General features: G+C 59.9%; 14 protein-coding genes. 6 read left to right on the top strand and 8 right to left on the bottom strand.

Annotation, left to right across the window (positions count from 1 at the left end; translation table 11 throughout):
* Positions 1-32 precede the first annotated feature (32 nt).
* On the bottom strand, positions 33-389 hold the full coding sequence (locus LWH94_RS06770; protein ID WP_058341413.1) for a hypothetical protein: 357 nt from the start codon (positions 387-389) through the stop codon (positions 33-35).
* 165 nt (positions 390-554) lie between these two features.
* Between LWH94_RS06770 and LWH94_RS06765 the strand changes: the two genes are divergently transcribed.
* The 6 genes from LWH94_RS06765 (at position 555) to LWH94_RS06740 (ending at position 5,431) form a co-directional block, all read left to right on the top strand.
* Positions 555-1,244 carry a response regulator transcription factor gene (locus LWH94_RS06765; RefSeq protein ID WP_232901640.1) on the top strand — a complete coding sequence of 230 codons (690 nt, stop codon included), beginning with the start codon at positions 555-557 and terminating at the stop codon, positions 1,242-1,244.
* Complete coding sequence (locus LWH94_RS06760) at positions 1,241-2,557, top strand: sensor histidine kinase (RefSeq protein ID WP_232901639.1); 1,317 nt, start codon at positions 1,241-1,243, stop codon at positions 2,555-2,557. Before LWH94_RS06765 ends, LWH94_RS06760 begins: the two co-directional genes overlap by 4 nt.
* Entirely contained in the window at positions 2,554-3,159 is a 606-nt protein-coding gene (locus tag LWH94_RS06755) for a YigZ family protein (RefSeq protein WP_094623827.1), read from the top strand. Before LWH94_RS06760 ends, LWH94_RS06755 begins: the two co-directional genes overlap by 4 nt.
* Positions 3,160-3,234: 75 nt before the next feature.
* Positions 3,235-3,762 (top strand): DUF4136 domain-containing protein, encoded by a 528-nt coding sequence (locus LWH94_RS06750; protein WP_022987965.1) that lies wholly within the window; start codon positions 3,235-3,237, stop codon positions 3,760-3,762.
* 19 nt (positions 3,763-3,781) lie between these two features.
* Positions 3,782-4,141, top strand: a complete 360-nt coding sequence (locus LWH94_RS06745) for a translation initiation factor Sui1 (protein WP_232901638.1) — start codon at positions 3,782-3,784, stop codon at positions 4,139-4,141.
* Between the two features lie 36 nt (positions 4,142-4,177).
* Complete coding sequence (locus tag LWH94_RS06740) at positions 4,178-5,431, top strand: D-amino acid dehydrogenase (RefSeq protein ID WP_232901637.1); 1,254 nt, start codon at positions 4,178-4,180, stop codon at positions 5,429-5,431.
* A gap of 62 nt (positions 5,432-5,493) precedes the next feature.
* On the opposite strand, the gene LWH94_RS06735 is transcribed toward LWH94_RS06740, so the two are convergent.
* From LWH94_RS06735 to LWH94_RS06705, 7 genes are read right to left on the bottom strand one after another with little or no spacing between them, the layout of a single operon-like run.
* Positions 5,494-7,140 carry a fatty acid--CoA ligase gene (locus LWH94_RS06735; RefSeq protein WP_232901636.1) on the bottom strand — a complete coding sequence of 549 codons (1,647 nt, stop codon included), beginning with the start codon at positions 7,138-7,140 and terminating at the stop codon, positions 5,494-5,496.
* Between the two features lie 48 nt (positions 7,141-7,188).
* Positions 7,189-7,521 (bottom strand): Na+/H+ antiporter subunit G, encoded by a 333-nt coding sequence (locus LWH94_RS06730; protein WP_022987969.1) that lies wholly within the window; start codon positions 7,519-7,521, stop codon positions 7,189-7,191.
* A 14-nt stretch (positions 7,522-7,535) separates the two neighbouring features.
* Positions 7,536-7,805, bottom strand: coding sequence for a K+/H+ antiporter subunit F (locus LWH94_RS06725; RefSeq protein ID WP_022987970.1), 270 nt, complete (start codon positions 7,803-7,805; stop codon positions 7,536-7,538).
* Positions 7,802-8,290 carry a Na+/H+ antiporter subunit E gene (locus tag LWH94_RS06720; protein WP_094623830.1) on the bottom strand — a complete coding sequence of 163 codons (489 nt, stop codon included), beginning with the start codon at positions 8,288-8,290 and terminating at the stop codon, positions 7,802-7,804. The genes LWH94_RS06725 and LWH94_RS06720 overlap by 4 nt, the downstream gene beginning before the upstream one ends.
* Positions 8,290-9,807 carry a monovalent cation/H+ antiporter subunit D gene (locus LWH94_RS06715; RefSeq protein ID WP_022987972.1) on the bottom strand — a complete coding sequence of 506 codons (1,518 nt, stop codon included), beginning with the start codon at positions 9,805-9,807 and terminating at the stop codon, positions 8,290-8,292. The genes LWH94_RS06720 and LWH94_RS06715 overlap by 1 nt, the downstream gene beginning before the upstream one ends.
* On the bottom strand, positions 9,804-10,157 hold the full coding sequence (locus tag LWH94_RS06710; RefSeq protein ID WP_022987973.1) for a Na+/H+ antiporter subunit C: 354 nt from the start codon (positions 10,155-10,157) through the stop codon (positions 9,804-9,806). The genes LWH94_RS06715 and LWH94_RS06710 overlap by 4 nt, the downstream gene beginning before the upstream one ends.
* On the bottom strand, positions 10,157-12,958 hold the full coding sequence (locus tag LWH94_RS06705) for a monovalent cation/H+ antiporter subunit A (RefSeq protein WP_232901635.1): 2,802 nt from the start codon (positions 12,956-12,958) through the stop codon (positions 10,157-10,159). Before LWH94_RS06705 ends, LWH94_RS06710 begins: the two co-directional genes overlap by 1 nt.
* Positions 12,959-13,243: the final 285 nt, after the last annotated feature.

Here is a 13,243-nt window from a genome sequence, read left to right as displayed (position 1 = left end):
CCCTATACCATACGACAGAACCGGGCTTGTGATCACTTCTGGGCGTTACCGCAGCGTTTCTCCATCTTCTGCTGCCATTTGCCCATGCGCTCCTGCTGCTTTTGCTGACGCTCCTGGTGGATCTCGTCCCAGATCTCGCGTTGCTCGTCAGTCAGCTTCAGCCGGTCGGCCATTTCAGCCCGGTATTTCTGCATTTCGGCCTGGCGCTCTTCACGGTACTCGGCGCTGAACTTGCCTTTGCCTTCGCGGAAGTTCTCGCACATTTCTTTCTGGTCCCATTTGCCACCCTGCTTCTTCATGCCCTGATCCTGGGCCATAGCTGCGGGGCTGGCGGCGAACATCGCGGCCATCAGTACGCCGGCGGTCAGTAAGGATGTTTTTGCTTTCATGGTTGTTGCCTCATCGGTTGGTGTTCCTGTGGTGATCATAGTACGCCGGTGCAACGTCAGTTGGTGTCAGGCTGGTGTAAAGGTTCGGTAAAGGCAAATGCCTGGCCGTCAGCCGTGCCCGGGCGCCGTGTTAGACTGTTGCCGGGCAACAGGAGAGAAACGGATATGCAGAACCGGGTACTGCTGGTTGAAGACGATGACGAACTCAGGGAACTGCTGTCGCAGTATCTGAGCACCCAGGGTTTCAGCGTGCGTGAGGCCGCCAATGGCCGTGACGGACTGGCACTGGCGTTGGCCCACGATTGTGACATTGTGGTTCTGGACATCATGCTGCCGGATATCAATGGCCTGGATGTGCTGCGTGAACTGAGAGCCGAAACCCATTTGCCGGTGATTCTGCTGACCGCCCGTGGAGACGAAACCGATCGTATTGTCGGCTTTGAAGTGGGAGCAGACGACTACATCCCCAAACCCTGTAACCCCCGTGAACTGGTCGCCCGCCTGCAGGCGTTGCTGCGCCGTATTGCCTGGGACCAGAAAACCGATGTGGATGCCACCCGAACCTATGGCGACTTGCGGGTAGAACCGGGGCAGCGGCGTATTTACCAGGATGACGCTCCGCTGGAGTTAACTGCCACCGAATACGAAGTGCTGCAGGTGTTGCTGGCCCATGCCGGCAGTGTGGTGCGCAAAACCGACCTGATGCAGTGGGCCCTGGGCCGCCGGCTGGAGGCTTACGACCGCACCCTGGATATGCATATCAGCAACCTGCGCAAAAAGCTGGGGAACGATGATCCGCCTCGCATCGAAACTGTGCGGGGGCTGGGTTACAGCTATCGGGTACCGGCACAATGAAGTCATTCATGTTCCCGCTGTTCTGGCGGATATTTATTTCGATCTGGCTGGCGATGGCCGTTACCGTTGTGGCCAGTAACCTCGCCACCCGTTACTTGCTGGATCGGGAGCGGCAGGCCGTTGAACGGCAAGTTGGCTTGCATGAGATCGCCCGGGAGGCCCTGAACCTTCGCAACCGGGAAAACCGCGGCGAAATGTGGCGGTTCCTGCGGTCAGAGGGCGAGCGCCTTGACCTGCACCTGATGCTGATCGAGAAAGAAGAAGGGCATCGCGGGCTGCCGCGCAATATCCGTGAGCGGATTCAGTCGGGCTGGTACCCCAACAAGCCGGCACTGATTAACCTGGAGGAAGGTTACCAGCTGGTTGCCTGGCCCCGGATGGGTGGCGACGGCTGGCTGGACCCGAGGTTGTTCCGTTTCCTGGAATTTGCACTGGCGTTTGTCCTGATCTCCCTGGCCTGCTGGTGGATTGCCCGCCTGGTGTCCAAGCCCTTGAAACATATGGAGAGCACCGCCCAGGCCATTGCCGCCGGCGATACCCGGCTGCGGGTGCCTCAGCGTATTGCCCGGCGGCGTGACGAGGTGGGGCAACTGGCGACCGCCTTCAACGCCATGACCGACCGGCTGTGCCAGTTACTGGAACGCCAGAACCATCTTCTGCGTGATATTTCCCATGACCTGAGAACACCCCTGGCCCGGCAACGGGTGGCCATAGAGTTGGCCAGTGACACCGGGGCAGACCCCGCCATGATGGCCAGTATCCTGCGCCAGAATGAGCGGCTGGAAACCATGACCGGTCAGATTCTGACGCTGTACCGGGTGTCGGAGAACGGTGACGCCATGGAGCGGGAACCGGTGCAGCCACTGGAGCTGATCAACCGGGTGCTGCAGGATGCCGCGGACTTTGCCGCACAACGGGGTGTGGACTGCCAGCTGGATGCTACTGACGCTTCCCGGGCGGTGTCGGTACGGGGCGATGCCGGATTGTTGCAGCGGGCGTTTGATAACGTGCTGCAGAATGCCCTTGACCACACGCCTTCGGGTAAATCCGTGCGGGTGTCAGTGTCGGCCCCCGATGGCAGTCTTCAGGTGGATATTGCCGATGACGGCCCGGGCGCTCCGGAGGAGCTGTTGCAGCACCTGTTCGAGCCGTTCTTTCGCGCGGACAAGTCCCGGGGTGGTAAAGGCTGGGGCCTTGGCCTTGCGATTGCCCGGGACATCGTAGCGGCCCATGGCGGAACAATTACCGCACGGAATCGTCCCGAGGGTGGGCTTGAGGTAAACATCCGGTTGCCGGTTGAGAGAGTATCATGAGTAAAGATTACCCGGTCCCGTCAGGATACCTTGAGCGGGAAACGGAAGTGAAAAAAAGCCGTTTCATTGCCCGCGTGTACCCGGTGAGCAGCCGGGACGAGGTGCGCGAGCACGTTGCCCGGGCCCATGCCGACTTTCCGGACGCCCGGCACGTTTGCTGGGGATACCAGATAGGCCGCCCCGGCTCGGCAGCGGAAGCCGCCATGAACGATGATGGTGAACCCTCCGGCACCGCCGGTAAGCCCATTCTGAACGTGATCCAGCACAAGGATATGGGCGATGTGCTGGTGATCGTGATCCGCTATTTTGGTGGTATCAAACTGGGCGCCGGCGGCCTGGTGCGCGCCTACGCAGGCGCTGCCGAGAGTGTGTTGTCGGAAGTTGGCCGTACCGTGCAGCAGGCACGGGTGCTGGCGGATGTGGAACTTGGCTTTGCCGATGAACAGCCGCTACGGCACTGGTGCGACGGCCACGAAGGCACCATTGAAGACATTACCTACAGTTCCCGTGTGAATGCCCGGGTGTCGGTGCCGGAAGTGCGGCAGGCGGAGTTTGCCGCCTTCTGCGATGCCCAGAAACTCGATTACCGTTTTGACACATAGAAGTTAGCAGCATCCGGCTGACCGTTTGCCGGCGTATACTGGATCAAGCGGCCAATTAAACAGGGGAGAAGAGCGATGCGTATTCTGTTTGTAGCAGCAATGGCGCTGGTTCTGGCCGGTTGTGCCAGCAATGTCGTGACGGACTACAACTCGGCAACCGTGTTCGGTAACTACGCCAGCTGGGCCTTTGCACCCAACCAGCAGGATTCCGGTTTTACCTCGCTGGATGACAGCCGGGTTCGTAATGCCATTGAGCGTGAATTTACCCGCAAGGCGATGAAAAAGCTGCCCGATACCGAGGCTGACCTGCTGGTGAGCTGGCAGATTGTGCCCGAAGAGCGCCTGGAGCAGGTAGGCGTCGGGCTGGGTTTCGGCTTTGGCCGGGGTAACTTTGGCTGGGCCCTGTCGGCACCGCCACCTGTGCGGGAAATCACCGAAGGCAAGCTGGTGGTTGAGCTGGCCGACCGGCGCAACGAAGAGGTGGTCTGGCGCGCAGCCAGTCGTCGCTACCTGAATGAAAACCAGTCTCCGGAAACCCGGCGCAAGCTGATTGACGAGGTTGTCTCCGAGATGTTTTCCAAATACCCTCCGGGCCTGAACTGATCAGTACACGGGATCAACCATGGGTATGAAGAACAGAAACGGCGGCCTGGTATTTTCCACTGAAACGGGCCGCATGTGCCCGGAGTGCCGGCAGCCAGTGGCCGAGTGCACCTGTGGTCAGCCGGAACGACCGGCCGGTGACGGCGTGGTGCGGGTAAGCCGAGAAACCAAGGGTCGCAAGGGCAAGGGTGTAACGCTGATTACCGGTATTCCCCTGAACGACAAAGAACTCAAGGCCTACGCCAAAGTGCTAAAAGCCAAATGCGGCACAGGTGGTACAGTAAAAGACGGCGTGGTGGAGATTCAGGGCGACCAGCGGGACCTTCTGGTGCCCTTGCTTGAGCAAAAGGGGTGGACGGTTAAAAGGGCCGGCGGCTGACGCTTCACCACATTCAGACGTTGAGGGGAGGCAGGTATGCACATAGTGGTCATGGGCGCGGGCGTTGTGGGTATCACAACGGCCTGGTTTCTGCAGCAGCAGGGGCACCAGGTAACGGTTGTGGATCGCCAGGCGCAGGCCGGCCTTGAAACCAGCTATGCCAATGGCGGCCAGATTTCCGTATGCCATGCCGAGCCCTGGGCTAACCCCTCCGCGCCCCTGAAAATTCTGAAATGGCTGTTCCAGCCCGAAGCCCCGCTGCTTTACCGGCCCCGCCTGGACCCCTACCAGTGGCGTTGGGGGCTTTCCTTTCTGACTCAATGTACGTCTGCCCGGGCGGCCCATAATATCCGCCAGATGGTGAATCTGGGCATCTACAGCCGGAGCCAGTTGCAGGCTCTGCGTAAAGAGCTGGATATTGACTATGACCATCTCGAGAAAGGCATTCTGCATTTTTACACCAGCCAGCAGGAATTTGATGCCGCCATGGAGCCGGCGCGGATTATGCGGGAGCTGGGCTGTGACCGGCAGGTAATCGATGCCGACCGCGCGGTGGAACTGGAGCCGGCATTAAAAGATGTGCGCCAGCGGATTGCCGGGGCGACCTACACCGCCGATGACGAAAGTGGCGATGCCCGGAAATTTACCCAGGCCCTGGCCCGCCGTTGCGCCGAAGCCGGCGTGGAGTTTCGCTACGGCACCGAGGTGCTGGGGTTCGACAAGGCGGGGGATCGGATACTCGGTGTTCAGACGTTAACCGAAGGCCGGCACCAGGTTCTGCGGGCCGACAGTTACGTACTCTGTCTGGGTAGTTTCAGTGCAGTGCTGGCCCGGCGGCTGGGTTTGTTCCTGAATATCTATCCGGCCAAGGGCTATTCGATCACCGTGCCGGTAAAAAATCCGGACGCGGCATTCCAGGTGAGCCTGACGGATGACGAGTACAAACTGGTGTATTCCCGGCTGGGTGACCGTATTCGGGTGGCTGGTACGGCTGAGCTGAACGGCTACACCCGGAACCTGGACTTCATCCGCTGCCGGGCGATCGTGCGCAGGGCGGCCGAGATCTTGCCGGGGGCGGGACACTGGGACCAGGCCGAGTACTGGACAGGCTTGCGGCCAACGACGCCCTCCAACGTGCCCTATATCGGCAAAAGCCATTTCCACAACCTTTACCTGAACACCGGCCACGGAACCCTGGGCTGGACCCATTCCTGCGGCTCGGCCGCGGCCCTGGCCGATATCGTGGCTGGCCGCACTCCGGAGGTGGACTTCACCTTCACCGGCCTCTGATTTTTACCCACAAAAAAGCCGGTGCCTGAAAAACAGACACCGGCTTTTTGGGGGTGGGTGGATCAGTCCGTCAGCTGGTCCCGGATCAGCTTCTTGTTGATTTTGCCAACGCTGGTTTTCGGAATGTCTTCCACGAAGTCGATCTGCCCGGGAATGGCCCACTTGTTGATGTCGCCACTGTCCACAAACTGCTGCAGGTGCTTCTGGATGTCTTCCAGCCCGATGTTCTCGCCGGGTTTCAGGGTAACCAGGGCATAGGGCCGTTCGCCCCATTTCTCATCCGGCACACCCACCACGGCGGCACCGGCAACGGCCGGATGCTGGCTGATCAGGTTTTCCAGGTCCAGGGAGGACAGCCACTCGCCACCCGTCTTGATCACATCCTTGATGCGGTCTTTGATGGTCAGGGTGTTATCCGGCTCCATGGACGCCACGTCGCCAGTGTGCAGCCAGCCACCTTGCCACAGCTCTTCACCCTTCTCAGGTTCCTTGAAGTAGCTCTGGGTGAGCCAGGGCGCACGGGTAACCACCTCGCCCTTGGCTTCGCCGTCGTGGGGTACCGGGTTGCCATCCGGATCAACAATTTCCAGTTCGACCATGGGCACGGCGATACCGGTTTTCACCCGGATGGCGGTTTGCTGTTCCAGCGGCAGGTCCAGGTCTTCCGGCTTCAGGTGCGTGGTGCTCAGCAGCGGGCAGGTTTCCGACATGCCGTAACCGGTGTACATGTGAATGCCGAGCCTCGCCGCCGCGTCGCACAGGCCTTTGGTCAGTGCGCTGCCACCAATGAGGACGTGCCAGTTGCTGAGGTCGGCAGTTTTGATGGACTCGGTGGCCATCATCATCTGCATGACGGTTGGCACGCAGTGCGACATGCTTACCCGGTGAGTCTTGATCAGGTCGACCAGCAGCTCCGGCTCGTAGCGGCCCGGATAAACCTGTTTGACCCCCAGCATGGTGGCAGCATAGGGCACACCCCAGGCGTGAACGTGGAACATGGGGGTAACCGGCATATACACGGAAGACGAGCGCAGCAGGGGCATTTCATCATAGGCGGAAATGCTGCCGGTCATGGCCAGGGTGTGGAGCACCAGCTGGCGGTGGCTGAAGTAAACGCCTTTGGGATTACCGGTGGTGCCGGTGGTGTAGAACGTAGTGGCTACGCTGTTTTCGTCAAAGTCAGGGAAGTCGAACTGGTTGTCGGCCTTTGCCAGCAGCTCTTCATATTCGCCCAGCGTGTCGATAGAGGTGGCCTTGGCGCTGGCTTCGTCGGTGACCTGAATCCAGGTTTTGACGGTTTTGATTTCATCTTTCACGCTTTCGATGATCGGCATGAAGTCATCATGCACCAGCACCACATCGTCTTCTGCGTGGTTCATGGTATACACGATCTGCTCCGGCGACAGCCGCACGTTTACCGTGTGCAGGATGGCACCGATCATCGGGATGGCAAAGAAGCATTCCAGGTAGCGTGGGGTATCCCAGTCCATGACCGCCACGGTGTCGCCCGGCTTCACGCCGGCATCGGTCAGGGCGTTGGCCAGCCGGTGAATGCGGTCAACCAAATCCTTGTAGGTGTACTTGCTGCGGTTGGCATAGACGATTTCCTGGTCCGGGTTGTAACGCGGGCCGGACATCAGCAACCGTTTGATCAGCAGCGGATACTGGTAGGCATTGTCGGCAGGTTTAAGAATCCGTGTCTGTGCCATCTATGAATACCTCTTGTCGTTGTAATGGGTGTTCGGGGTATTACGTTGTTATTGATCCCAGGGTTTACCCCGGGTGTTATCCATGGTTTTCACACCAATGTGCATGGCCGCCTTGGCCAGCATGTTGGCGCTGACCGGGGCGGTCAGGAACAGGAATACGGTGATCAGTATTTCAGAGATGCCGATGCCCTGGCCAGTACTCGAAAAGTAAACCACGGAACTGAGCATCACGGCGCCCACGCCCAGTGTGGTGGCCTTGGTAGGGCCGTGCAACCGGGTAAAGAAATCCGGTAACCGGGCCAGGCCGATGGCGCCGATCAGGGTGAAGGCCCCCCCGATGATCAGCAGCGCCGAGATGGTGTATTCAGCTAACGGGCTCATGGTTGTCCTCCGGGTTATTCAATCACGCTGCCGCGCTTGAGGTACTTGGCGGTGGCCACTGTGCTGACGAAGCCCATTACGGCGATCAGCAGGGCAGATTCCAGGTACATGCGGGTGCCGAGTGTAATGCCCAGCAGAATGATCAGGGCAATGGCGTTGATATACAGGGTATCCAGTGCCAGTACACGGTCCGGTGCATCCGGGCCCTGTATCAGGCGGTAGACGTTCAGCAGGGCAGCCAGGGTAACCATGGCAATGCTGGCGTACAGCGCGATGGTGATCATTTGAACATCTCCATCAGGGGTTTCTCGTAACGCGTGTGGATGGCATCGATCACTTCGTCGTCGCTTCGGGCGTCCAGCGCGTGGATCAGCAACATCTTTTCATCATCGCTGATATCGGCACTGACGGTGCCCGGGGTCAGTGAAATGGTGCTGGCCAGAATGGAAATAGCCAGCGGATGCTCCAGTTGCAGCGGGTAGCAAACGAACACCGGTTCTGGTTTGCGTGGGCTCAGGATCAGCTTGGCGACCGAGAAGCTGGCAATCACGATGTCCCAGAGCACGACCAGCAGGTAAGCCGGCATGCGCCAGGATTTCATGAAGGCAGGCCGCTCTGGCCAGAAGCCCTGGGTCAGCTGGGGGATACCCCAGGCCAGTACCAGGCCCAGCACCAGGCTGCCGCCGGAAATGCCATCACTCAGGAATTGCCAGGTCAGAAACAGAATCAGGCTGAGCCACGGCTGCGGAAAGCTAAGTCTGTCCAGCATCAGTCATCCTCCCCGACCATGGGGGTCTGCAGTATGTCGATATAGGCCGATGTATCCAGGATCTGGGCGGCAGTGTCTTCGGTGTACCGGTTGATCGGGCCTGCCATGGCCACAATCACCACCGTGAGCGCAATCATGGCGCCCGCCGCTACGGCGGTGGTGCCTTTGAGCGGGCGGGCGGTTTCAACGTGGCCGTCAACTGTACGCCAGAACACGATACTGCCGGCACGGCTGTAGGCCACCAGCGTCAGGAACCCGCCTACCAGGATGGTGCCCCAGAGCCACGCCATCTGGGGGCCGGGCTCAACCGACATCAGGATCAGCAACTTGCCGAAGAAGCCGCTGAATGGCGGAAGTCCAGCCGCGGCAACGGCGCCGATCATGAACAGAACACTCAGGAAGGTGCGATGACGCATCATCGGCGCGGTAATAATCCGGTCTCCGGCGCTGCCGCGCTGGGAGGCCACCAGGTCTGCCACCAGGAACAGGCCGGCAACAATCCAGGTGGTGCTGAGCATATAGAACAAGGCGGCAGACAGGCTTTCCGCTGAGCCCAGGGCAATCGGTGCCAGCAAGGTGCCCACCGAAATAATAACCTGCCAGGCGGTCAGGGATTTCAGGTTGTCAGCACCCAGTGCACCCATCACACCCATGGCGAGGGTAATCAGCGCCAGCGGGAACAGCCAGTCCATGCCGAGGTTGGCCAGTTCGCCGGCATCGTCGCCGAAAACGAGGAAATACACCCGGATAATCGCGTAAATGCCAACCTTGGTCATGATCGCGAACAGCGCGGCGACCGGAGCCGTAGCGCTGGCGTAGGCTTTCGGCAGCCAGAAGCACAGGGGCAACACCGCCGCTTTCAGGGCAAACACCACCAGCAGCATCATGCCACCGGCTTTTACCAGCAGGGCATTTTCACCGGTCACCTGCGGCACTTTCACGGCCAGGTCGGCCATGTTCAGTGTGCCGGTTACGCTGTAGATCATGCCTACGCTGATCAGGAACAGCGATGAGCCCACCAGGTTGAGCACCACGTAATGCAGGCCCGGAACCGTGCGAACCGTGCCGCCACCGTGCATCAGCAGTCCGTAGGAGGCAATCAGCAGCACCTCGAAGGCCACGAACAGGTTGAACAGGTCGCCGGTCAGGAAGGCAATGTTCAGCCCCATCAACTGGAACAGGAACAGGGTGTGGAACTGCCGGTTGCCTTCGTCAGCACCACCCAGCGAGAAAATATGGGCCAGAAGGGCGAGCACTGAAGTCATCACCAGCATGAAAGCTGCCAGTCGGTCCAGCACCAGCACAATGCCGAAGGGTGGCTGCCAGTTGCCGAACGCGTAGGCCCGGTAGCTGCCATCGTCGGCCATGGTCAGGAGCACCAGGCTGGTGGCCACCAGCAGAACGGTGGTGGCCAGTGCCAGGGTGCGGCGCAGCGCAATCGGGGCGTAGCCCATAAACGTCTGCAGTATGCCGCCCAGCAGCGGAATCAGGACGGGTGCGGTCAGCCAATGGTTCATTGCTTGGCCTCCTCGCTGTCTTCATCCTGCTTGCGGTTGCCATCCACGTGGTCGTCCTGGTTGTCGGCCAGGTTTCTCAGTGACAACACCACCACAAAGGCGGTCATGGCAAAGCCGATAACAATGGCCGTCAGCACCAGGGCCTGGGGCAGGGGGTCGGCATAACTGGCCGAACTGCCCAGAATCGGCTGCTGGCCCGTGGCCAGCCGGCCGGAGGCGAACAGGAACAGGTTAACCCCGTAAGACAGGAGCGTAAGCCCCACAACCACCGGGAAAGTTCGTGCCCGAAGCAAAAGGTAAACGCCAGACGCCGTCAGGGCGCCTATAACCAGTGCAAAAACAAGCTCCATTACACATTCTCCCGGGGGCTTCTGATCGCAGAGTGGGGGGACAACCGGCCGATGCTGACCAGGGCCAGCAGGGTCGCGCCAATCACGGCCAGATACACGCCGAGGTCAAACACCAGGGCAGAGGCTACCTCGAACTTGCCCACCACCGGCCAGGTGATGTAGTCAAAGGTTGTAGTGAGGAACGGGTGGCCATACACAAAGCTGCCGGCGCCGGCGATGGTGGCAAACATCAGGCCGAGGCCAATCACGTTGTGATACTTGATGCCGATGCGATCCTGGGTCCAGACCATGCCGCTGGCAATGTACTGGAGGATCAGGGCAACCGAGGTGATTAGGCCGGCAATAAAGCCACCGCCCGGCAGGTTATGCCCGCGCAGGAAGATGTAGGCCGAAATCATCAGCGCCAGCGGCAGCATGGGCCGGGCAATTTGCTTGAGCATCAGCGGGTAGGCGTCACGGGTCCAGGTATGGCCTTCACCATCACCCGGTGGCGGTGTGAGGGCCGTGTCCTTGAGCATGGCATAGATGCCAAGGGCGGCAATGGCCAATACCGTGATTTCACCCAGGGTATCGAAGCCCCGGAAGTCCACCAGGATCACGTTCACCACGTTGGTACCGCCACCACCGGTCTTGCTGTTTTCCAGGAAGAACTCGCTGATGGAGGTGAACGGCTGGGTCAACATGGCCAGCGTCACCAGTGTCATGCCGCCACCTGCCAGCAGGGCCAGCACAATGTCCCGTGCACGGTGAGTGCCGGAGGTTTCCAGCGGCGTCCACGAAGGCATGTAGAACAGGGCCAGCATCAGCAGCACCATGGTCACTACTTCGACCGACAGCTGGGTCATGGCCAGGTCCGGTGCCGAGAAGCGGGCAAAGGCCAGCGCCACCAGCAGTCCCACCACGCTCAGGAACATCAGGGAGGTAAAGCGTCCCCGGTGAAGGAATGCCGAGGCCAGGGCGCAGAGGATCAGAACCGCAGCGGCAATGGCAGTGGGCCAGTCCACCGGCGACAGCCCGTTCTCGCCCACGAAGATGCCCATAGTGGCGAGCGGGACCATCGCCACCACAATCGCACTGGCAACCAGCAGCATGGCATAGCGCTGCAAGGAGCCGTTTTCGATGCGTGCAGTGAAGCGGTTCGCCAGTTCCACAAAGCGGGAGACCACGGCTTCAAAGACCGCTTTCTCATCCACTTCCTTGAACCGGGCGTGGAAATCGAAAAACTTCTGGCGCTGTGAGTACATGATCAGGCCACCGATAAAGGCAGCAAAGCTCATCATCAGGGGCAGGTTGAAGCCGTGCATGACAGCCAGGCGGTAGTCCGGAACCTCGCCACCCAGTGTGGCGGCCGAGGCGGAGTAAAGCAGCGGACCTACCGAGTAGGCCGGGAATACGCCCACCATCACACAGGCAAACACCAGGATCTCCACCGGAATCTTCATGTACCGGGGTGGTTCGTGGGGTGGGTAGATCGGCAGGTTGACCGGTTTGCCGTTAAAGAACACGTCGTGCACGAAACGGGCGGAATAGGCCACTGCAAAAATACCGGCCAGCGTGGCCACAATCGGCGGAATCCAGGCCCAGATACCAGGCAGGTTCAGCTGCAGGGACTCCGCAAAGAACATTTCCTTACTCAGGAAGCCATTCAGCAGTGGCACCCCGGCCATGGACGACGCCGCCACCATCGCCAGGGTTGCGGTATGGGGCATGTAGCGCCAGAGACCGTTGATTCGTCGCATGTCGCGGGTGCCGGTTTCGTGGTCAATAATGCCGGCCGCCATAAACAGGGAGGCTTTGAAGGTGGCGTGGTTGATCACGTGGAACACCGCAGCAACTGCTGCCAGCTCGGTACCCATGCCGAACAGCAGCGTGATCAGGCCCAGGTGACTGACGGTGGAATGAGCCAGCAGGCCTTTCAGGTCGTGCTTGAACATGGCCACATAGGCGCCAACCAACAGCGTAGCCATGCCGGTGAAACTCACCATGTAGAACCATTGCTCGGTGCCGGCCAGGGCCGGGTACAGGCGCGCCATCAGGAATACCCCGGCCTTCACCATGGTGGCCGAGTGCAGGTACGCAGATACCGGCGTGGGTGCCTGCATGGCGTGGGGCAGCCAGAAGTGGAACGGGAACTGGGCAGACTTGGTGAACGCGCCCAACAGAATCAGGGTGAGTGCCACCGGGTACATGGCGTGGTTCTTGATCAGGTCGCCAGCGGCCAGCACGGCATCCAGCTCGAAACTTCCCACGATGTTACCGATGATCAGAATGCCGGCCAGCAGCGCCAGGCCACCACCGCCGGTAACCGCCAGTGCCATCCGGGCACCCCGGCGTGCGTCCTGTTTATGGGTCCAGAAACTGATCAGCAGGAACGAGGTCAGACTGGTCAGTTCCCAGAAAATCATCATCAGTAACAGGTTGCCGGACAGCACAATGCCCAGCATGGAGCCCTTGAAGCACAGAAGCAGGGCGTAGAACTTTCCGATGTTCTCGCCTTTTTTCAGGTAATAGCGGGCATACAGGATAATCAGAAGGCCGATGATCAGGATCAGCAACGCAAACAGCAGCGCCAGCCCGTCGAGCCGGAAACTAAACGAAATGCCCAGCGCCGGCAGCCATTCCCAGGAGTTATGGACTACACCGCCGCCAGCCAGCGTTTCCCAGTGAGGGAACAGCGCTGCCAGGCCAATGATAGCCGGTATGGAAGAGACTATGGCAATCGCCGTTCGCCCGCCCTGGGCAAACAGTGGCGCAGCAATAGCCACCAGAAAGGGCAGAAATACAACCAGGGGTAGCGACATCGCAACCTCGTTATCGGTTTTCTTTTTACATGGGAAAGAAGTACGAAGCAGTCTGAGTGTAGCGTTCAGAAAGCCTGCGTGCACACGAAAGCGGCCCGTTTAAGGCTCACTTGCTGATCAGGCAGAAAAGGGGGGATCCGGAAAATAGGGAAGGCGGCCCCGCTGCAGAACGATGTCAGCGGTCAGGGGCAATCCTGGAATGTTTGTGCAGCCTCTGGACCTTACGGTCATGGTTGCTCCGTCTGTGAAACTTGACGGTTGATAATACGTGCCGGGGCGGTCAGG

Origin of the sequence: Marinobacter sp. G11, assembly GCF_021282325.1 — a bacterium.
GTDB classification, from domain to species: Bacteria; Pseudomonadota; Gammaproteobacteria; order Pseudomonadales; family Oleiphilaceae; genus Marinobacter; species Marinobacter vinifirmus.
The sequence above is the reverse complement of the archived record's forward strand: the minus strand, read 5'-3'. Positions and strand labels throughout refer to the sequence as shown.

Bases quoted from the DNA above. Each gene is read 5' to 3' on its own strand.
- LWH94_RS06745 (WP_232901638.1), top strand. From the start codon at position 3,782: ATGGGTATGAAGAACAGAAACGGCGGCCTGGTATTTTCCACTGAAACG.
- LWH94_RS06725 (WP_022987970.1), bottom strand. From the start codon at position 7,805: ATGATCACCATCGCGCTGTACGCCAGCATTGCCATGGTTACCCTGGCT.
- LWH94_RS06720 (WP_094623830.1), bottom strand. From the start codon at position 8,290: ATGCTGGACAGACTTAGCTTTCCGCAGCCGTGGCTCAGCCTGATTCTG.
- LWH94_RS06740 (WP_232901637.1), top strand. From the start codon at position 4,178: ATGCACATAGTGGTCATGGGCGCGGGCGTTGTGGGTATCACAACGGCC.
- LWH94_RS06765 (WP_232901640.1), top strand. From the start codon at position 555: ATGCAGAACCGGGTACTGCTGGTTGAAGACGATGACGAACTCAGGGAA.
- LWH94_RS06750 (WP_022987965.1), top strand. From the start codon at position 3,235: ATGCGTATTCTGTTTGTAGCAGCAATGGCGCTGGTTCTGGCCGGTTGT.
- LWH94_RS06735 (WP_232901636.1), bottom strand. From the start codon at position 7,140: ATGGCACAGACACGGATTCTTAAACCTGCCGACAATGCCTACCAGTAT.
- LWH94_RS06715 (WP_022987972.1), bottom strand. From the start codon at position 9,807: ATGAACCATTGGCTGACCGCACCCGTCCTGATTCCGCTGCTGGGCGGC.
- LWH94_RS06710 (WP_022987973.1), bottom strand. From the start codon at position 10,157: ATGGAGCTTGTTTTTGCACTGGTTATAGGCGCCCTGACGGCGTCTGGC.
- LWH94_RS06705 (WP_232901635.1), bottom strand. From the start codon at position 12,958: ATGTCGCTACCCCTGGTTGTATTTCTGCCCTTTCTGGTGGCTATTGCT.
- LWH94_RS06755 (WP_094623827.1), top strand. From the start codon at position 2,554: ATGAGTAAAGATTACCCGGTCCCGTCAGGATACCTTGAGCGGGAAACG.
- LWH94_RS06760 (WP_232901639.1), top strand. From the start codon at position 1,241: ATGAAGTCATTCATGTTCCCGCTGTTCTGGCGGATATTTATTTCGATC.
- LWH94_RS06770 (WP_058341413.1), bottom strand. From the start codon at position 389: ATGAAAGCAAAAACATCCTTACTGACCGCCGGCGTACTGATGGCCGCG.
- LWH94_RS06730 (WP_022987969.1), bottom strand. From the start codon at position 7,521: ATGAGCCCGTTAGCTGAATACACCATCTCGGCGCTGCTGATCATCGGG.